Origin of the sequence: Comamonas testosteroni (genome assembly GCF_030505195.1) — a bacterium.
In the GTDB taxonomy this organism is placed as follows: domain Bacteria; phylum Pseudomonadota; class Gammaproteobacteria; order Burkholderiales; family Burkholderiaceae_C; genus Comamonas; species Comamonas testosteroni_G.
On sequence record NZ_CP129672.1, the window covers coordinates 4025339 to 4042858 of the forward strand.

Here is a 17520-nt window from a genome sequence, read left to right on the forward strand (position 1 = left end):
GTTCCTAAGGGTTAGAGCTTGACGTTGGCGGCCTTCAGCACCTTCTTCCACTTCTCGGTTTCCTGACGGATGAACTGAGCAGTCTTGGTGGGATCCCAGCCGCAGGGCACGGCGCCCTGTTCCTGAAAGTGCTTGCGGATGTCGTTTGATGACAGAGCCTGGGCCATCTGCCTCTGAAGCTTCTGTGCGATTTCTGCACTCGTGCCTGGGGGGGCGACGACAGAAAAGAAAGTCACGGCCTGCATGGCTGGCCATTGCTGCTCGGCGAATGTGGGGACCTGGGGCAATATTTGGGAACGCTGCTCGTCGGCAACGGCCAGAATGCGCACCTTGCCGGCATGGTGATAGGTTGCCGATGAGCTGATGTTGTCGAAAAACACATCCACATTGCCACCGATCAGGTCAATCAGAGCCGGGGCCGTTCCCTTGTAGGGAACGACGGTTAGCTCAGCACCCGTTAGCTGCATAAACATGGCCGCAGTCAAGTGGGATGTCGAGCCGTCGCCTTGCGTCGCCACAGTCACTTTTTTGGGATTGGCTTTGGCGTATGCAATGAACTCGCCAAGTGACTTAACAGGCAGCTTCGGGTTGATGACCAGGACGTTGGGCACTGTGGCCAAAATCGTCACCGGTACCCAGCGAGTCGGGTCAAAGCTGAGCTTTTGATAGAGGTTGTGGTTGATGGCGATGGGCCCCGGAGGGGAGGCCAGCACAGTCATTCCGTCTGGCGGTGCCCGGAACACTAGATCGGCACCGATGTTTCCACCAGCCCCGGGCTTGTTTTCAATGATCACGCCACCTGCGTAGTCCGCGCGGATTTTTTCGACTACTAGGCGCGGCAGTACATCGGCGGTACCACCGGCCGAGAAGGGCACGACGATCTTGAGAGGTTGATTTGACTGAGCCAGGCTACCTGTTGAAGCAACCGCGGTGGCAATGCCGATCAATGCTTCGCGTCTGCGAATGGATTCGTTGCGCATCTTGTCTCCTTCTTGTGTGGGGAACTGCAGTATGGGGATGTCGTACTTTGTGTTAAACCTGTTTTTGCGCTATGCGCAAAAATGTTGAAAACACCTTGATTTGATCGCTATGCAGGACAAGAACTTTGTGGAATCGCTGCGCAAGGGATTGGGCGTACTGACTTGCTTTGACCGTCGGCATACCCGGCTCACGCTGTCGGAAGTGGCCAGGCTCACGCAGTCCACGCCAGCATCAGCCAGACGTTCGCTCAGCACACTAGTACAGCTCGGCTATTTAGAGAGTGACGGAAAGCTGTTTTGGATGCAGCCTAAGTCACTGCTGATCGCCTATTCATTTCTGTCATCGCGCCCCATGCCTGCGTTGGTCCAGCCGCTACTGGATGCACTGTCGGAGCGGACCAGAGAGTCCGCTTCGCTTGGTACTTTGTTGGAAGACGATGCCATCATCATTGGCCGTTCGACCGCACGGCGCAGCTTGAGCACGGGCCTAGGAATAGGATCCAGGTTGCCGGTGTACTGTTCTGCAATTGGTCGGGTGCTGTTGTCAGGACTCCCCCAGCAGGAAGCGCGTGCAAGGCTGGAGATGATCGAGCGGGTGGCTCTGACCCCTCAGACGATGACTGACTTGGAGGAGCTGCTAGGTCTGCTTGAAACTTGCAGGCAATCCGGATGGTCATGCAGCGATGGAGAGTTGGAGCTGGGTGTGCGCTCCATGGCGGCGCCAGTGCGCGACCCTCAAGGCAACACAATTGCTGCCATGAGCATTGCTGTTAGGGCAGAGAGACTCAGCATGAGTGAGTTCAAAGAGACTTTTTTGATGCCGCTGAAGCGCGCTCGCAATGAGTTGGAAAAAAAGTTGTATCCGCAAGGGATGTAATGCGCCACCATGTCTTTGCCTAGCGCAGCGGCTGAGGCTCGGGTTGCCGAACACGCCGGTTCCGTACTATGTGCCCAGCGGCATCGTCAATGTCAATGCCTTTGCCACCGGCTCCAGGCGCCTTGCCTCCATTGCCCTCACGGATGGCCTGCCCGGCTGGGGAAATCCCGAGCCGTCTTGGTTGCGCACGCATACGGCGGCAGATGCTCGTATCGCGCGCCTGATGGAGCTGGCGCCTCAGCCATCGCAGACCCTGCTGTTCCAAACGGATTATCTCGTGCCAAGGTCGTTCGCACCGATGTGCCCACCATGCCGGGGCCTGAGCGGCCTTTGGCGCTAAATCACTCGAAGGAGCCTCCGTCATGTCTTCCCCCGGTCCTTACCCACAACGCCCAGCTCCGGATCATTTCGTCCGGCGGTGGCTCGTCATCACTGCGTGCGTTGCAGCACTCATGCTGTTCTGGCAGTTCCTGCCCGCCATCGAAGCCTGGTTCAGCCCGCGCCAAGCCGCTGAGCGCACCGTCACGCCGCGTGGCGATCTGGCCGCTGACGAACAGGCCACCATCGAGCTGTTCGAGAAATCCCGGGCATCGGTGGTCTACATCACGACGTCCCAACTGGTACGAGATGTCTGGACGCGCAACGTCTTTTCTGTGCCGCGCGGCACGGGTTCGGGTTTTATCTGGGATGACGCCGGTCATGTTGTTACCAACTTTCATGTGATTCAGGGGGCGTCGGAGGCCACGGTCAAACTGGCCGACGGCCGCGATTACCAAGCCGCGCTGGTCGGAGTGAGTCCGGCACACGATATCGCGGTGCTCAAAATCGGCGTCGGCTTCCAGCGCCCGCCCGCCGTTCCGGTCGGCACCAGCGCAGACCTCAAGGTGGGACAAAAGGTGTTCGCAATCGGCAACCCCTTCGGCCTGGATTGGACACTCACCAACGGCATCGTGTCCGCGCTAGATCGATCGCTGCCCGGAGAATCCGGCGGAGTGACCATCGAACACCTGATTCAAACCGATGCCGCTATCAACCCCGGCAACTCGGGTGGGCCGTTGCTCGATTCCGCCGGCCGCCTGATTGGCATCAACACAGCGATCTACAGCCCTTCCGGTGCATCGGCTGGGATTGGCTTCGCCGTACCGGTGGACACGGTCATGCGTGTGGTGCCACAACTCATCAAGACAGGAAAATACATCCGCCCGGCGCTTGGGATCGAGGTAGACGAGCAGCTCAACCTCCGATTGCAGGCACTGACCAGTACCCAAGGCGTGTTCGTGCTCCGTGTCGCCCCTGGCTCAGCGGCGCAAAAGGCGGGCCTGAGCGGTATCACCGTTGGCCCCGAAGGCATCGTGCCGGGAGACCGTATCACAGGCATAGGTGGTGCTCCCGTCGACGATGTCGCCAAGCTGCTCGCACGGCTTGACGACCAAAAGGTAGGGGATGTGGTTGTCTTGTCAGTTGAGCGGGCCGGTAAGCCAAGGGAGGTGCGCGTGGAGTTGCAGCCTGGCGCCTGATCTGAAGTAGAGAACTTCTGGGGATCGGTAAAAAATAACGATGGATGCATCAAGTATTCGAGCCGCAGAAACTTGATGCCCTACACTTTGGTTGCCAAGGCTTTTTGCTTTTGGGCTCGGACCTCTTCTTGCGCTAGTCCTTATATCGGCAGCAGCCAGCAGCTCAGTTCTCGACGCACAGCAGAAGTGAACGCATTGATCCGCCGAACCATGAAGCGCGGGATGCTCAGTGAGCATCAATCACAGGATCGGTTCACCCGCGCTCCAGAGCAGAAAACTGGCTACTCAGCCACGTGTGAAGCTGAGAAACCGCAGGGCTGATCTGCTTGCGATGCGGACACACCAGACTCAACGGTGACGCTTCGCCAGGATAATCCGGCAGCAGCACAAGCAGACGCTCTGCGGCGACATCTGCACTGACATCCAGCCAGGATTTGTAGGCGATACCTTCACTCTCCAATGACCAGCGCCGCACGACATCGGCGTCATCGCTGAACAACGGTCCCGAAACCTGCACGGTTTGCCCGCCCAGGTTCCACTTGTCGTAGACCCGGCCATTTTGCAGATAGAGCAGGCAGGCATGCTTGCTCAAGTCATCCGGTGTTTGGGGAGAACCGCAGCGTTGCACATACTCCGGCGAGGCAACCAGCACCCGCTGGTTCCAAGGTGCAAGCGGCAGTGCCACGTAGTTGGCGTCTTCATTCGGACCGTAGCGAATCGCCACGTCCACCGGGTCGCGAAACAGATTGGCCATCTGGTCCGACAGGAAAAAACGCAACGTCAATTCAGGATGCTGACGGCGGAACTGCGTCAGCCACGGCAGCAGTATGTTGCGCCCCAGATCGGACGGCGCTGTCACTTGCAGCACGCCCCGTAGCGTGGCGTTCTCACCCCGCAGGTTTTCCTTGCCTTGCTGCAGGGTCTCTAGCACTGAGTGGGCGGTGGGCAGATATTGCTCGCCCTCGGCAGTCAATCGCAGGCTGCGCGTCGTACGGGCGAATAGGCGCACGTCCAGTTCGCGCTCCAGACGTTTGATGGCGGCAGCGACCTGACCAGGCAGCAGATCAGCCTCCAGCGCCGCTGCGGTGAAACTGCCCAGCGCGGCGCTGCGGATGAATAAACCAAGATCATCGATGCGGATCATTTTCACTCCTGAAGTGAAAGTGTTGACGCATTCTGCTTGTTTTTCTTTGCCCATGGGAAGTCGAAAATTGCCGCAAGTGAATGCATCAACCCTTCGACAGCGAGTTTCCATGAAAGCCATCAGCTTTACCCAGCACGCGTTACCCATCGACAATCCACAAGCATTGATCGACATCAGTCTCCCGCGGCCCACGCCTGGCCCTCGGGATCTGCTGGTCGAAGTTCGCGCGGTATCAGTGAATCCGGTGGATACCAAGGTGCGTGCCGGAACTATCACAAAAGAACCGATAATCCTCGGCTGGGACGCCACAGGCATTGTCCGCGAGGTCGGCGCTGAAGTGACGCTGTTTCAGCCGGGCGATGAAGTGTTCTATGCCGGCTCGATTGCCCGCCCCGGCAGCTACAGCGAATTCCATTTGGTCGATGAGCGGATCGTTGGGCACAAGCCTCATTCATTGAGTGCCGCCGATGCGGCAGCATTGCCATTGACCTCGATCACGGCCTGGGAATTGTTGTTTGACCGGCTCGGTGTCGTCGAGGGTACGGGGGAGGGCAAGTGCCTGTTGATCACTGGAGCGGCTGGCGGCGTCGGTTCGATGCTGGTGCAACTGGCCCGAAAGTTGACCCGCCTTACCGTCATTGGTACCGCCTCACGCCAGGAAACCGCTGATTGGGTGCGGCAGTTGGGCGCGCATCACGTGATCGATCACAGCCAGCCACTGCTCGCACAGTTGCAAGCGCTCGGTGTGCCGGAGACCGACTATGTCGCCAGCCTAACCCACACCGAACAACACTTTGCACAACTGATCGACGTGCTCAAGCCACAGGGGCGTCTGTGTGTGATAGACGATCCCGAAACCCTCGATGTGATGCCGCTCAAGCGCAAGTCGCTGTCATTGCATTGGGAGCTGATGTTCACCCGCTCGCTGTACGAAACCCCGGACATGATTAATCAGCATCACCTGCTCAATCGGGTCAGCGCTCTGATTGACCAAGGTGTTCTGCAAACTACCGTGGGCGAGCACTTTGGTGCGATCAATGCGGCAAACATGCGTCGTGCCCATGCGCTGATCGAGAGCGGCAAGGCCCGGGGCAAGATCGTTCTCGAAGGTTTCTGATTTCACTCATCAGACGGGCTCGCCTGCGGGCCCGTTTAACCGCCTGCGGCATCACTTGCGGTTTTTAATGTTGGAGAGTTGACGATGAATACGTCCAGTAACGTGTTGGTATCAATTGCCGTACTCAAGGCCAAGGCAGGCAAAGAACAGGCATTGAAAGAAGAATTGCTGACGCTGATAGAGCCGACCCGCGCAGAGCCGGGCAATCTCGATTATGTGTTGTTCGAGCAGCGTGACGAGCAGGGCACTTTCTACATGCGCGAGGCTTTCAGGGATCAGGCGGCGCTGGATGCGCATATTTCGATGCCTTACTTTCAGCGCTTTGCCGCCACGGCAGATGATCTGCTGCAAAAGCCGTTGCAACTGATATTCCTTGAACAGGTATCGGCCTGATCATTCAGCCTGTTGAGCCGCACCACCTCGGCCGGGTGTGGACGCGGCCGGCGGATCAATTTGCTCCAGGACGCGCCTTTACTCCGAATTGCGCAACGATGTGAGTGCCCAGCTCCTCAATGACGTCCGCCGCAGGGCGCTTAAGGTATGGCAACGCCTTCATGCGTTCGTTGGCCCGCCAAGCCAACGCCGCGAACCCGTTGCTCGGGCTGCGCGAGGTCGTGTCGATCATGGATAGCGGTGAGAGCTTGCAGACGATTCTCGGAGTTCGATTGCCCGACTTCCTGCCTGCCGGCGGCAAACTACTAGAGAAGGTGCCGCCGCTGCGCCTCACGATAGGAGAGTGAAATGGAACAGACAAGCGTTCATCCCGATGAGGTGCTGCGAGCTCTGCTGGATAAGGGCCCCCGCAGCCAGAAGGCGACGAACCTCAATGCTCTGCACAGCGTCTGCGCAGCCCAGTACGCGATCAAGAATCAGGCCATGCGGGATTTTAGCCTGCCAGCGATCGGTCGAATCTGCGAAGAAAATGGCATATTCAAGGGGCGCGTGCTCTACAACGCTGCGAGCCAGGACTATGTGGAACTGATCAAGTCTTGGGCCACCTTCAGCGGGACGCCAAGTATCAAACCACCAAAGAAAGATGTCCCACCACCGGCAGGGCACGCGTACCTACTGCGGATTGACGACCCAGCGGTCCGGAGCATCATGCAATCAGTGATCGTTGAACGCGACAAGCTGAAGGCGCAATTAGCGTTACTGAAATCGAAGTCGCAAATTGTCGTGAACCAGCGGCCGTTGGGGGCTACTATCGCGCCGGGAGATAGTGGCGTGCCGATCCTTGAGATCGGGGCGCAATTGACCGAATCCGAGCGTGATGCCCTACGACGTGCGATCTCGAAGGGATTTCTCGCCGACCAAGGCTGGTCAGTCCAGCCAGACGGTGAAATCGTGAATGACCGAAATCGAGTCATTTACGATCCCGGCTACGCCTCTGCGATAAAAAAGGTTGTAGCAGGGTGATCGACTGTCCGTAGTGCATGGCGGATTCAACCGGTCGTTGCAACACACTAACCACCGCATAGGCGGCAGGAGTGTTGCAAATGAAGCAGCGACCCAGAATCTACTATTCGGATAGCCAGAAGGCGCTGATGTGGGAGCGCTGGAAGCAAGGCTGGACGTTGCATGAGATCGGCAAGCTCTTTGACCGCGCCCACTCTTCGATCCATCGAATCCTGGCCGAGACAGGTGGAATCCGTCCCGCCCAACGATCGCGGGCCGCAACCGCATTGACACTGCCCGAACGAGAAGAGATCTCGCGAGCCATCGTGGCGGGAGCGTCGATTCGGGCCATCGCTGCACGACTGGGATGAGCACCATCGACAATCAGCCGGGAGATCAAGCGCAATGGGGGCTGCAATAGCTACCGGGCGAACCAGGCAGATGCAGCTGCGTGGGGCCGAGGGAGGCGCCCCAAGTGCTGCAAACTCGTTGCGAACCACGCATTGGCCCAAACCGTGGCCTACAAGTTACGGATGCTGTGGTCGCCGGAGCAGATTGCTGGTTGGCTCAAGCTGACTTATCCTTGCGACGAGAGCCACCACGTGTCACACGAGACCATCTACCGCAGTCTATTCATTCAAGCGCGTGGTGCCTTGAAAAAGGAGCTGCTGGAACACCTCAGACGTACTCGCGGAATGCGCCGCTCACGGCACTACACGCAGAAGACGGCTATCCATGGCCAGATCGCCGATGCAGTCACGATCCGTGAGCGTCCGGCGTGCGTTGAAGACCGAGCTGTGCCTGGGCATTGGGAGGGCGATCTGGTCTTTGGCAGTGGCAACAGTCAGATCGCGACGCTGGTCGAGCGTCAAACGCGCTACGTGATGTTGGTGAAGCTCAATGGCAAAGACACGCAGACGGTCGTCAACGCGCTCATAAAGAATGCCCGCAAGCTGCCACAGGAGCTCTACCAATCTCTGACCTGAGACCGGGGCACCGAGATGCATGCGCACAAACAATTCACCCTGGCTACGGACATCCAAGTTTACTTCTGCGACCCGCAAAGCCCATGGCAGCGGGGGAGCAATGAGAACACGAATGGGTTGCTCAGGCAGTACATGCCCAAGGGCATGAACCTGTCAGGGCTGCTCGCCTGCTCTGGACTCACAGAAGTCGTATACCACTGCTTTCATGTCTTCGAAGGCCCCTGGTGCATAGGCCCATAGGTAGGCTCGGTGTGTCGCCCCTTGCCGGGCTTGAGCATTTGCACTGGCGTTTCGTCGGCGTGCAGTACGCGGTGGCTGAGTATCTCGGCCTTGAGCGCATCGACCAGCGGTTGCAGTCGCACGCCGCAGGTACCGACCCACTGCGCCAGGGTGGAGCGAGGGATGGCCAGACCGGCACGCGCATAGATGCCTTCCTGGCGGTACAAGGGAAGGTGGTCGGCGTACTTGGCTACCAGCACCTGGGCCAGCAGGCCGGTGGTGGGGATGCCTTTGTCGATCACATGCGCCTGGACGGGTGTCTGGGTGATGGTTTCGCATTGGACGCAGGCCCACTTGCCGCGGATGTGGCGCTCAACGGTGAACACGCCCGGCACATAGTCCAGCTTCTCGGCCACGTCTTCACCGATGCGCTGCATCCGGCAACCGCACTGGCAGGTGCTCGACTCGGGCTCGTGCCTGATCTCTCTACGTGGCAGATAGGCCGGCAGCGGCTGGCGTTTGGGTTGTTGCTTGGACTGGAGGCTAGCAGCCGATGGCTACAGTTGCTCGATCTCATGGGCCACCGCCGCCAGATCGGCCTCGATCTCGTCTTCGAGTAGGCTGCGCTGCTCGGCGCTGAAGCGCTCAGATTGAGCTGCGAACTTCATGCGCTTCAATAGCGCGTTCTCGTGCGTGAGCTTGGCGTTCAGGGCCTGGCTATGGCGAAGCTCGGCAAGCAACCGCGTGGTCATCTCGCGCAGTTGTTCTGCACTCAGATCATCAAGGGATTGCGACGACATCAACATCACAGACAGTGTGCCAAGGATGGCACTGCGCCATCATGCGCAAACCACGAATTGCATTCTGGCGATCCAGCCGCACAGGCTTCAGACCACGGTGATGATGCCGGCGTTTCCTATGCGTTGCCAGGGCAGACCGAGCACCAGGGCTTGGAGCTGATCGGACTCCAACGGCCACTGCTCATTGCCGGGTGCCGGCCAGACGAACTTGCCCTGGTGCAGACGCCGAGCAGCCAGCCAGATGCCGATGCCGTCGTGCACCAGCACCTTGATACGATTGGCGCGTTTGTTGGCGAACAAATAGGCATGGTGGGGATGGGCGCTGCCGAACACGGCGACCACCCGGGCCAGCGCCGTGTCGGTGCCTGCACGCATGTCCAGCGGGGCAGTGGCAAGCCAAGCTGCTTCGATGCGGATCATCGCAAGAGCTCGCGAAGGAGTGCGCCGCATTGTGGCAGCGGGCATTGCAAGCGCACCAGCAATTCGCCGCGCTGAATCTGTAAATGAACCTCCGGTGACAGTGGCTCGTCAGCAGGTGCGGCCAGTTTGGCAGAGCAGGCTTCGAGTGCGGGAGCGCATGGGGCATTTTGCAGTGGCAAAGACACGAAGGAAGGCGGTGCCAATGCTTGCCGCTCTCGCTGCTCGCGGATCCAGCGGTGCACCATGTTCGAGTGCAGTCCCTGCGCCAGGGCCACGCCGCCGACGCTGGCACCGGGCTGGGCGCAGCGGGTCAGTACCTCTGCCTTGAATTGCTTGCTGTACTCACGCCGCCGTGGGCGGTCTTGGTTCAAAGATTGCTCCATCGTCTCCACGAGACTCCATCGGGGGGACGATGCCCGCTTCAAGCGCTGCCTTCAAGATGGGATTACCGTGCGCTTACTGCCCCCCACCGGGGGCTAGTGGATCACTTCATGGTGGAAATCAACGCCTTCGAGTGCTGAAGCGTTTACGCGCTTACTCCTCGACTACTACGAAGTGGAATCGGCGATGCCGGCGTGCTCTTTGGGAACCGAACCCACGGCCGCCGCGTTTGTGCTGCTCAATCTGGCGCGCGGCGTGCTCAAAGAGCTTGACGGCATCGCTAGCTAGATGCGCGAGTACGGCGGCAGGGTGCGCAGTCAACCGATACGACCTTCAAAGCTTGCGGCCGCTGGCATGGTTCGCACGATACTGGCTTGGCGTTAATCCAATGCGCTTCTTGAAGAATCGGCAGAAATATGCGACATCGTTGAAGCCAACTTCGACAGAGATCTGGGATACAGGAGTCTGCATGTGTGTGAGGCGATGGCATGCCTCTCTGAGGCGACGCTCCTGTACCAGTTGCATCGGGCTCTTTCCTGTTCCCTTACGGACGATTCTGATCAGCTTCTCTACTTGGCAGTTGAGATGCTTGGCGTACTCTGATAGGGAAAAATCCGCAGAGAAGTAGCGATCGACGAGAGTCAGAAACTGCGCAATTTCCGAGTTGCCCCTCACTGAGTATCCATCCCCAAGAGGCACCATGTTTTGCCGTGCGAGCAGCAGGCAGATGGCCTTCGCCACACGGTCCATCACCAAGTCGCTGCGCTCATGTCTCGTCTGATATTCGCGGTTTAGCAGAGCGAACATCGCATTGATGTCTGCCGTGCCATCGGGCTGCTGCGCCAGCATGAACACCGATGGTGCTGAGCACAGGCGCTTGAACACTTCGCTGGCCACCTTGCTCTCCGAGCAATGGAAGAACTCCAGCCGGGCCGTCAATACGTAGCCGTCGGCATTTGTCGCAGCTTTAGAGGAATGCACTGTGAGTGCCGGGACTATCACGGCAGCTGGTCCTGACAGTGTCCGCCGGTGACCATTGACTTGGACTTCGAGCTGCCCACTCGCGAGCCAAGTTATCTGGTGCAGGTTCTGATGGATGTGGATGCTGATTTCCCCGTTCAACGCACGAGTGCGAGTTTCGATAGGCTCGACGTGCATGAGGACAGGGCTGCTCTGCAAGGGTTCGCCGTACAAGCCATAGCGGGGAACACTCTGTACCGCCAAGCCATTTTGCATGTTCATGCTCTGTCTCCCAAATGCGGCCAAGTCAAGTATTGGTGATTATCAATAAAGTGCAATAAATAACCCTGAATAGTACAGCTGTAGGGCATCCAGTGTCTATAAAGTGCAATCTAGGCAGCCGTCTATGGCTTGCTCATCTGGAGGCATTGCATGTTTGTGTTTGATCCCTACGACCCCATTGTCGATTCGAACCCGTTTCCCCTGTACAAGGAACTCAGGGACCACTACCCCTGCTATTGGAGCGAAGCTGGGAAGGTCTGGGTGCTGTCCAGGTATGCGGACGTGGTCGCCGCAGCCAGCGATTGGCAGACCTATTCTTCCCTCAAGGGCAACCTCTTGGCCGAGCTGCCCAGTCGCACTGGCGCGACGCTGGGCACCACCGATCCACCACGTCATGACCGCTTGCGAGCTCTCGTTCAGCATGCGTTCACAAGGCGCAATCTTGCTGGTTTGGATGAGTATTTGCGGGAGATTGCACGCACGGCGGTCAGGTCGTTCGAAGGCCGAAAGCGGTTTGATTTCAACCGTGAGTTTTCGACCGCAATGACGATGAAGACGTTGTCGCTGATCATCGGTCTGCCCCCAACCGATGAGAACCATCTTCGCCGACAAGCGATGCTGTGCGTTCAGACCGATCCCATGGTCAAAGGCAAGACGGAGGAACATGAGCGCGCGTTCAAGTGGATCAACGAGTTTGCTGTCTCCGTCATCGAAGAGAGGCGCGCGCGTCCAACGGACGATCTGATTTCGCAGTTCAGCGTGGCCGAGATTGACGGCGATCGATTGGACGAACGCGAGGTGATCATGACCACCACGATGCTCATCGTGGCTGGCGCCGAGTCGATGGGAGCGTTCATGAGCCTGATGGCAATGAACTTGGCCGACCATCCCGAAGCCTTAGCGGGCTGCGTGCAAAACCCTGATCTGTTGCCTGATGCGATCGAGGAGTCGCTGCGCTTCAACACCTCTGCCCAACGATTCAAGAGAACGCTGACGCGGGATGTCGAGTTGCATGGCCAGCGCATGAAAGCAGGCGATGCGGTGTGCCTGGCCTACGGGTCTGCCAACAGGGACGAGCGTCAATTTCCCGATCCTGATCGATACGACCTCAATCGGAAGCCTCGTGGGCACCTGGGTTTTGGCAGCGGTGTTCATGCCTGCTTGGGATCAATGATGGCCAGGCAGGTGCTTCGTGTCGCATTTGAAGAGTTTCACAAAGTCTTCCCTCGGTATCGACGCGCTGAGGTCGATTTACCTTGGATGCCGTCCACCAACTTCCGAAGCCCCACTCGGCTTGAACTGGTCCTGGAGTGAGGATTTACAGATGACAACCATTACTTATGTAGAAACCCATGGACAGGCCGTTACCGTGGATGTTCCGGACGGATGGAGCTTGATGCAGGGCGCGGTGGCCAACGGCATCGAAGGAATCTTGGGCGAATGCGGCGGTTCGTGCGCATGCGCCACCTGTCACTGCTACGTGGATGAAGCACGGATATGCGAACTGTCACCACCTGCGGATAACGAGCTCGACATGCTGGAAGATGCAGCTGCGCCTCGGCGGTCGAACAGCCGTCTGGCATGTCAGGTCAAGGTGCACTCCGCCATGGCTGGCTTGATCGTTCACCTACCTGATCGACAGCAATGACGAGCCCTGACAAGGTTGTGATTGTTGGCGCGGGCCAGGCTGGATTACAGACGGCCGAGGCGCTTCGAGCCATGGGCTACGCGGGCTCGATCACTCTGCTGGGGGCCGAGCGCTGCGGTCCTTACCACCGTCCACCGCTGTCCAAGGCCTGGCTGGCCGGCGAGATAGCGGCTGAGCAGCTCACGATGCGTTCACCCGATGCGCTGGCACGAAAAGGCATTGCTTTACGTACCGATGCGCAAGCGATTGGGATAGACATTGGAAAGCGCCTCGTGCGTTTGGCTGACGGAGGTGCATTGAGCTATGACGCCCTCGTTCTTGCCACTGGTGCCTCACCCCGGATGCTCGATTTACCGGGCAGAGATGCAAAGGGGGTGTTGGCGCTGCGCAGCATGGAAGATGCGCAGGCGATCGCGCAGCGCTTGGCGCTCTGTGCACAAAGCAATCGGCCGATGGTGATTGTGGGCGGAGGCTTCATCGGACTAGAGGTGGCGTCCACAGCGCGCAAGAAGGGAGTTGCGGTCACGGTCTTGGAAGTCGCGCCTCGTTTGCTTGGTCGCGTTTTGGCCCCAATGCTGTCAGAGTGGTACGCGCAGTTGCACCGCTGGCACGGTGTGAACCTGGTTCTGAATGCGCGCATCGCCGCCTTCGAAACTGGCGCCGATGGGCACGTGTGTGGCGTTCACATGAACGACGGCACGCTCTTTCCGGCAGGACTGGTGATTGTGGGTGTTGGCGTACAGGCCAACGATGGTCTTGCTCGCGCTGCTGGCTTGGCTTGCGACCGAGGCATCGTTGTCGATGCCTGCGCAAGGACGAGCGATCCCTATATCTTCGCCGCAGGCGATTGCACGGCGCGAACGACCAGCGATGGGACTCTGCTGCGCCTGGAGTCAGTCCAGAACGCTGTCGAGCAAGGCAAGAGCGCGGCCGCTGCCGTGATGGGGCAAGAGCGCCCATTTGCTGCCGCACCGTGGTTCTGGAGTGACCAGTACGACATCAAGCTGCAAATCGCGGGCCTATCCACGGGGGCGGATCGATGGGAGACCCGGGGGGAGCCGGACAGTTGCAGCTTCAACGTCTATCACTACTGCGGTGACAGGCTGCTCGCGGTAGACAGCATCAACAATGCCAGGGAGCACCTTCAGGCACGCAAGCGACTTGATGGGGAATGCACATAAGTACGCGCAACCGCGTCGTCGCGTTGAGCCTGTAAAGGCATAGAGAAATTCACACGCCGCTGTTCCGCCGCATGGAAAAGCGAATCGCCATACCGGGGGCATGCATTGCAAGGCTCCGATCGGAAATCCAGCATAAGAGGGAAACGCAATATGAAAACTGCCCTGAACTACATCGACGGCATATGGTGTCCGGCTTCGGCCGAGCGCACCGGTGTTTGTATCAATCCCGCGACCGGTGAGCCCGCTGCGCAGTACGTCAATGCGACGTTGCCGGAGATCGAGGCGGCCATTGCGGGCGCGCGATACTGCTTTGAGTCCAGCACCTGGTCCAGCCAGCCTAAGCTTCGCTCGGACGTACTGCGGCTCTTTGCCGATCGCCTTGAGGCACGCAAAGACGAGATTGTGGATGCGCTCGTTGAGCTGAACGGAAAACTGCGACGCGAGGCTGAAGGTGAGGTATTGGCCGGCATCTCCGAACTGCGCTACTACGCGGGCTTGGCGCGCAATCTTTTCGGTCGGGTGCTCGAAATTGAGCCACAGATCTATTCGATGATCGAACGCGAGGCGATCGGTGTGGCGGCGATCATCGTTCCCTGGAACGCACCCGTAACGCTCCTCGTGAGATCCCTGGCGCCTGCGCTTGCCGCAGGGTGCGCCGTGGTGATCAAGGCCGCGCACCAGACAGCTCTGGTGCACGCCATGATGGTGGAGTGCTTGGTGCAGGATACGAGACTGCCTTGTGGACTCGTTCAATCCTTTGTCGAAGACGGTGCAGACGGTGCCAAGCTGCTGTGCGCCCATGTCGAAGTCGACGTGATCAGTTTCACCGGATCGACCCAGGTAGGCAAACTGATCGCCGGTTCGACTTCCAAGAATCTGACCCGGTTATCGCTGGAACTCGGTGGCAAGGCTCCAGCCATTGTGCTCCCGGATGCCAGCATTGCCGATGCGGTGCGGGGCATCGTGCCAGGCGCCTGCGTAATGGCGGGGCAGATGTGCACGGCCATCAGCCGGGTGCTGGTCCATGAATCGATCGCCGAGGGTTTCAAGGCGGCACTCGTGGAGGGTCTCAGGCAGATCCGTGTCGGCCCGGGACAACTCCCCACTTCCTCGATGGGTGCATTGATCGACAGGCGTAATCAGCAACGCTTGCTGGACGAGGTGCAGTCTGCGCGCGAGACCTGCGAAGTGTTGCTGGCTGGGACTGTTCCCCAGGACCTGCCACGTGCGGGTGCGTTTATCACGCCCTCACTGATCGCCACGCAGGATCTGCAGAGCCATTTTGTGCAGGACGAAATCTTTGGACCGGTGATCACGCTGGAGACGTTCAGCGATGACGAGAATGCCCTGACCCGCGCCAACGCGACCCGTTATGGCCTTGCGTCGTCGATCTGGACGAATGACTTCAAGCGAGCCCGGCAAATCGCTCGGCGCCTAAAGTTCGGCAATGTCTGGATCAATGCGCACAACCGACTTTTTGCCGAAGTCGAAACCGGAGGTTACCGCGAGAGTGGTCTTGGGCGTCTGCATGGCGTCGATGGCCTGAGCGATTTTTTGGAAACCAAGCACGTCTACATGCCGTGTGCCTGAGGAAAAGAAGAATGGCAGTTGATATTCAAACGGATAAGAGCCAAGCGGTGGTCATTGTCACTGGCGGAGCAAGAGGCATCGGAAACGCGTTCGCGCGACGACTCGCAGAGGATGGCTACCACGTTGCCATCATGGATCTGCAGGGCGCACAAGAGGCCGCGGAACAGATTCGACGCGAGGGCGGGCTCGCGGATGGCTACAACGCCAATGTCGTTGATGCCGCAGACTGGGACCGTGTTCTTGAGCAGGTCGGCATATCAGGCAAGCGGTTGCACGGGCTGGTAAACAACGCTGCCTTGTTTGCTAGTCTGGAAATGCAGCCTTTCGAGAAGGTGGAGAAGCAGGAATGGATGCGTGTCATGGAAGTGAACACGTTCGGTCCGTTTCTCGCGATCCAGAAGGTCGCGCCGATTCTGACCCAGGGTGGTGGTGGCGCGATCGTGAATGTGGCTTCGACATCGCCGCTCAAAGGCGTGACCGGCATGTTGCACTACGTTTGCAGCAAAGGCGCCGTCATTTCGATGACCCGCAGCCTTGCCCGTGAGCTTGGCGACCGATCCATCACCGTGAATGCGGTGGCGCCGGGGTTCACTTTGAGCGAGGGCATTCTTCAAAACAAGGAGCACGTCGAAAAGTTTCGCGATCTGGGCAAGAACGGCCGGGCTCTGAAACGCGACCAGCTGCCAGAGGATTTGCAGGGAGCTGTCAGTTTTCTCATCAATCGAGATGCATCTTTCATCACGGGCCAGACAGTCATCGTCGATGGCGGTGCGCATTTCGGCTGAATTTCTTAGTCGTTACCAGGAGACATTTCTATGAAAAAACTATTCTTTAAGATTCTTTGCCTCTTTGCCGTGCAGGGCTTCATGCTGGAAGCTGTCCATGCACAGATATACCCGTCCAGATCTGTGCGGATCGTGACGTCGTTCTCTGCCGGCTCCGGTCCCGACGCCATGCTGCGCATGGTCTCCGACAAGCTGGCAAAGCTTTGGGGGCAACCCGTCATTATCGACAATAGGCCGGGTGCGAGTGGTTTTATTGCAATCTCAGAGGCGCGCCGTAGTGGTGTTGATGGCTACACGCTCCTGCATATGGATGGCCTGAATTTGACGGCTATTCCACATATGTACAAGAAGCTCCCCTATAACGCGGAGACAGACATTGAACCTATCAGTCCCATCCACGGCAGCTACTTCTTTGTAACTGTCTCAGCTGACTCCCCCTGGAACAGCATGACCGACCTTATCAGGGCCGCCAAGTCCGCCCCGGGTGCCATTAGTTACGGTTCTTGGCAGATTGGCAGTGTTGCTCATCTTTTTTCCGCAGCTTTGGAGGCTGGAACCGGAACCAAAATGATGCATGTGCCGTACAAGGAAAACTCGCAGCTCTACACGGGTGTTGCCCGGCAAGAGGTTAATTGGACATTTGGATCGATTGCGAGCGCAGGCCCCCTTGTGAAGGCCGGTCGACTCAAATTCTTGGCCATCGCCGGGCCTGCCCGTGAAAGCGCATATCTTCAAGTTCCGACTGTGGCGGAGGCGGGTGGCCCAGCTGGTTTTGAGGCCAGAGGGTGGGTCGGTCTTTTTGCCCCCAAGGGGGTTCCCATGCCCATTGCAGAGAAGATTTCGGCGGATCTGGCACGTGTTGTGAACGAGCCGGAACTGAAGGCAAAAATGACCGAGCTTGGCTACGAACCAATGCCTAGAAAGCCTGCTGAAACGAGGGCGTTGGTGGCCAACCAGTCCAAGGAGTTCAAGGTAGTCGTGACGCGCAGTGCGGTCACGCTCGATTGAATTGCTGCGCGCTGGAGCGCAAGTCGTCGGCTCTTCTTCCTAGGACGTTGCACTGGCTACAGGAGCCATAAGACGGCGGCCGAGGCCGGCAAGAATCCCCGTGGCGGTGCAGGTGCCTGGGCACCCGTGCCACCCAACAGTCAGTCGGGGGAGTCCGAGGCAAAGATGCCGGTTGCTTGGGTGCTGGATCGGAAGAAGTGCGTCTCACTTGACGCGAAGCGTGAGAGGCC

The 17520-nt window shown here is 58.7% G+C and carries 18 protein-coding genes and 2 pseudogenes; 14 read left to right on the forward strand and 6 right to left on the reverse strand.

All coding sequences use genetic code 11. From position 1 onward, the window contains the following. Window positions 1-11 precede the first annotated feature (11 nt). Window positions 12-980, reverse strand: a complete 969-nt coding sequence (locus QYQ99_RS18685; protein WP_242881899.1) for a Bug family tripartite tricarboxylate transporter substrate binding protein — start codon at window positions 978-980, stop codon at window positions 12-14. A 109-nt stretch (window positions 981-1089) separates the two neighbouring features. Between QYQ99_RS18685 and QYQ99_RS18690 the strand changes: the two genes are divergently transcribed. The 3 genes from QYQ99_RS18690 to QYQ99_RS18700 are packed head-to-tail and all read left to right on the forward strand — an operon-like array spanning window position 1090 to window position 3374. Then, window positions 1090-1857: an IclR family transcriptional regulator domain-containing protein gene (locus QYQ99_RS18690; RefSeq protein WP_302089491.1), complete on the forward strand. Its 768-nt coding sequence runs from the start codon at window positions 1090-1092 to the stop codon at window positions 1855-1857. A 43-nt stretch (window positions 1858-1900) separates the two neighbouring features. Continuing rightward, window positions 1901-2197, forward strand: coding sequence for a hypothetical protein (locus tag QYQ99_RS18695; protein ID WP_437439046.1), 297 nt, complete (start codon window positions 1901-1903; stop codon window positions 2195-2197). Between the two features lie 22 nt (window positions 2198-2219). Next, the gene (locus tag QYQ99_RS18700) at window positions 2220-3374 is read left to right on the forward strand and encodes a S1C family serine protease (protein ID WP_302089492.1); all 1155 of its coding nucleotides are present in this window, start codon (window positions 2220-2222) and stop codon (window positions 3372-3374) included. A gap of 253 nt (window positions 3375-3627) precedes the next feature. Here QYQ99_RS18700 and QYQ99_RS18705 read toward each other — a convergent pair whose 3' ends face one another. Further along, entirely contained in the window at window positions 3628-4518 is an 891-nt protein-coding gene (locus QYQ99_RS18705) for a LysR family transcriptional regulator (protein ID WP_302093217.1), read from the reverse strand. Window positions 4519-4627: 109 nt separating this feature from the next. Here QYQ99_RS18705 and QYQ99_RS18710 point away from each other — a divergent pair, with 109 nt between their 5' ends. From QYQ99_RS18710 to QYQ99_RS18730, 5 genes and pseudogenes are all read left to right on the forward strand, one after another. Beyond that, on the forward strand, window positions 4628-5635 hold the full coding sequence (locus QYQ99_RS18710) for a zinc-binding alcohol dehydrogenase family protein (protein WP_302089493.1): 1008 nt from the start codon (window positions 4628-4630) through the stop codon (window positions 5633-5635). A gap of 84 nt (window positions 5636-5719) precedes the next feature. Next, the gene (locus QYQ99_RS18715) at window positions 5720-6028 is read left to right on the forward strand and encodes a putative quinol monooxygenase (protein ID WP_046462163.1); all 309 of its coding nucleotides are present in this window, start codon (window positions 5720-5722) and stop codon (window positions 6026-6028) included. 161 nt (window positions 6029-6189) lie between these two features. Further along, window positions 6190-6375: a hypothetical protein gene (locus QYQ99_RS18720; protein ID WP_302089494.1), complete on the forward strand. Its 186-nt coding sequence runs from the start codon at window positions 6190-6192 to the stop codon at window positions 6373-6375. A 1-nt stretch (window position 6376) separates the two neighbouring features. After that, window positions 6377-7051 carry a gamma-mobile-trio protein GmtX gene (gmtX, locus tag QYQ99_RS18725; protein ID WP_054073377.1) on the forward strand — a complete coding sequence of 225 codons (675 nt, stop codon included), beginning with the start codon at window positions 6377-6379 and terminating at the stop codon, window positions 7049-7051. Window positions 7052-7131: 80 nt separating this feature from the next. Beyond that, window positions 7132-8175 (forward strand): annotated as a pseudogene (locus tag QYQ99_RS18730) (IS30 family transposase); the annotation flags it as partial. 3 nt (window positions 8176-8178) lie between these two features. Here the strand turns inward: QYQ99_RS18730 and tnpC are convergent. The 4 genes and pseudogenes from tnpC to QYQ99_RS18750 all read right to left on the reverse strand — a co-directional run. Then, window positions 8179-9038, reverse strand: a pseudogene (gene tnpC, locus QYQ99_RS18735) (IS66 family transposase); the annotation flags it as partial. Between the two features lie 84 nt (window positions 9039-9122). Next, window positions 9123-9455 carry an IS66 family insertion sequence element accessory protein TnpB gene (gene tnpB / locus QYQ99_RS18740; protein WP_054073380.1) on the reverse strand — a complete coding sequence of 111 codons (333 nt, stop codon included), beginning with the start codon at window positions 9453-9455 and terminating at the stop codon, window positions 9123-9125. Continuing rightward, window positions 9452-9826, reverse strand: a complete 375-nt coding sequence (locus QYQ99_RS18745; protein WP_302089495.1) for a transposase — start codon at window positions 9824-9826, stop codon at window positions 9452-9454. Before QYQ99_RS18745 ends, tnpB begins: the two co-directional genes overlap by 4 nt. A 343-nt stretch (window positions 9827-10169) precedes the next feature. After that, a complete protein-coding gene (locus QYQ99_RS18750) occupies window positions 10170-11078 on the reverse strand; it encodes a helix-turn-helix domain-containing protein (RefSeq protein ID WP_087747890.1) in 909 nt (302 codons plus the stop codon). A 150-nt stretch (window positions 11079-11228) separates the two neighbouring features. Between QYQ99_RS18750 and QYQ99_RS18755 the strand changes: the two genes are divergently transcribed. The 6 genes from QYQ99_RS18755 (at window position 11229) to QYQ99_RS18780 (ending at window position 17290) form a co-directional block, all read left to right on the forward strand. Beyond that, window positions 11229-12392 (forward strand): cytochrome P450, encoded by a 1164-nt coding sequence (locus QYQ99_RS18755; protein ID WP_302089496.1) that lies wholly within the window; start codon window positions 11229-11231, stop codon window positions 12390-12392. Between the two features lie 10 nt (window positions 12393-12402). Continuing rightward, the gene (locus tag QYQ99_RS18760; RefSeq protein ID WP_302089497.1) at window positions 12403-12726 is read left to right on the forward strand and encodes a 2Fe-2S iron-sulfur cluster-binding protein; all 324 of its coding nucleotides are present in this window, start codon (window positions 12403-12405) and stop codon (window positions 12724-12726) included. Beyond that, window positions 12723-13907 carry an NAD(P)/FAD-dependent oxidoreductase gene (locus QYQ99_RS18765; RefSeq protein WP_302089498.1) on the forward strand — a complete coding sequence of 395 codons (1185 nt, stop codon included), beginning with the start codon at window positions 12723-12725 and terminating at the stop codon, window positions 13905-13907. The genes QYQ99_RS18760 and QYQ99_RS18765 overlap by 4 nt, the downstream gene beginning before the upstream one ends. 150 nt (window positions 13908-14057) lie before the next feature. After that, complete coding sequence (locus tag QYQ99_RS18770; RefSeq protein WP_302089499.1) at window positions 14058-15497, forward strand: aldehyde dehydrogenase family protein; 1440 nt, start codon at window positions 14058-14060, stop codon at window positions 15495-15497. Window positions 15498-15508: 11 nt separating this feature from the next. Further along, window positions 15509-16282, forward strand: coding sequence for an SDR family NAD(P)-dependent oxidoreductase (locus QYQ99_RS18775; protein ID WP_302089500.1), 774 nt, complete (start codon window positions 15509-15511; stop codon window positions 16280-16282). Between the two features lie 30 nt (window positions 16283-16312). Next, the gene (locus tag QYQ99_RS18780; RefSeq protein WP_302089501.1) at window positions 16313-17290 is read left to right on the forward strand and encodes a Bug family tripartite tricarboxylate transporter substrate binding protein; all 978 of its coding nucleotides are present in this window, start codon (window positions 16313-16315) and stop codon (window positions 17288-17290) included. Window positions 17291-17520: the final 230 nt, after the last annotated feature.

Excerpts from the sequence above, each read along its gene's own strand:
- QYQ99_RS18685 (WP_242881899.1), bottom strand. The coding sequence starts at position 980 with ATGCGCAACGAATCCATTCGCAGACGCGAAGCATTGATCGGCATTGCC.
- QYQ99_RS18690 (WP_302089491.1), top strand. The coding sequence starts at position 1,090 with ATGCAGGACAAGAACTTTGTGGAATCGCTGCGCAAGGGATTGGGCGTA.
- QYQ99_RS18700 (WP_302089492.1), top strand. The coding sequence starts at position 2,220 with ATGTCTTCCCCCGGTCCTTACCCACAACGCCCAGCTCCGGATCATTTC.
- QYQ99_RS18705 (WP_302093217.1), bottom strand. The coding sequence starts at position 4,518 with ATGATCCGCATCGATGATCTTGGTTTATTCATCCGCAGCGCCGCGCTG.
- QYQ99_RS18710 (WP_302089493.1), top strand. The coding sequence starts at position 4,628 with ATGAAAGCCATCAGCTTTACCCAGCACGCGTTACCCATCGACAATCCA.
- QYQ99_RS18715 (WP_046462163.1), top strand. The coding sequence starts at position 5,720 with ATGAATACGTCCAGTAACGTGTTGGTATCAATTGCCGTACTCAAGGCC.
- QYQ99_RS18720 (WP_302089494.1), top strand. The coding sequence starts at position 6,190 with ATGCGTTCGTTGGCCCGCCAAGCCAACGCCGCGAACCCGTTGCTCGGG.
- gmtX (WP_054073377.1), top strand. The coding sequence starts at position 6,377 with ATGGAACAGACAAGCGTTCATCCCGATGAGGTGCTGCGAGCTCTGCTG.
- tnpB (WP_054073380.1), bottom strand. The coding sequence starts at position 9,455 with ATGATCCGCATCGAAGCAGCTTGGCTTGCCACTGCCCCGCTGGACATG.
- QYQ99_RS18750 (WP_087747890.1), bottom strand. The coding sequence starts at position 11,078 with ATGAACATGCAAAATGGCTTGGCGGTACAGAGTGTTCCCCGCTATGGC.
- QYQ99_RS18755 (WP_302089496.1), top strand. The coding sequence starts at position 11,229 with ATGTTTGTGTTTGATCCCTACGACCCCATTGTCGATTCGAACCCGTTT.
- QYQ99_RS18760 (WP_302089497.1), top strand. The coding sequence starts at position 12,403 with ATGACAACCATTACTTATGTAGAAACCCATGGACAGGCCGTTACCGTG.
- QYQ99_RS18765 (WP_302089498.1), top strand. The coding sequence starts at position 12,723 with ATGACGAGCCCTGACAAGGTTGTGATTGTTGGCGCGGGCCAGGCTGGA.
- QYQ99_RS18770 (WP_302089499.1), top strand. The coding sequence starts at position 14,058 with ATGAAAACTGCCCTGAACTACATCGACGGCATATGGTGTCCGGCTTCG.
- QYQ99_RS18775 (WP_302089500.1), top strand. The coding sequence starts at position 15,509 with ATGGCAGTTGATATTCAAACGGATAAGAGCCAAGCGGTGGTCATTGTC.
- QYQ99_RS18780 (WP_302089501.1), top strand. The coding sequence starts at position 16,313 with ATGAAAAAACTATTCTTTAAGATTCTTTGCCTCTTTGCCGTGCAGGGC.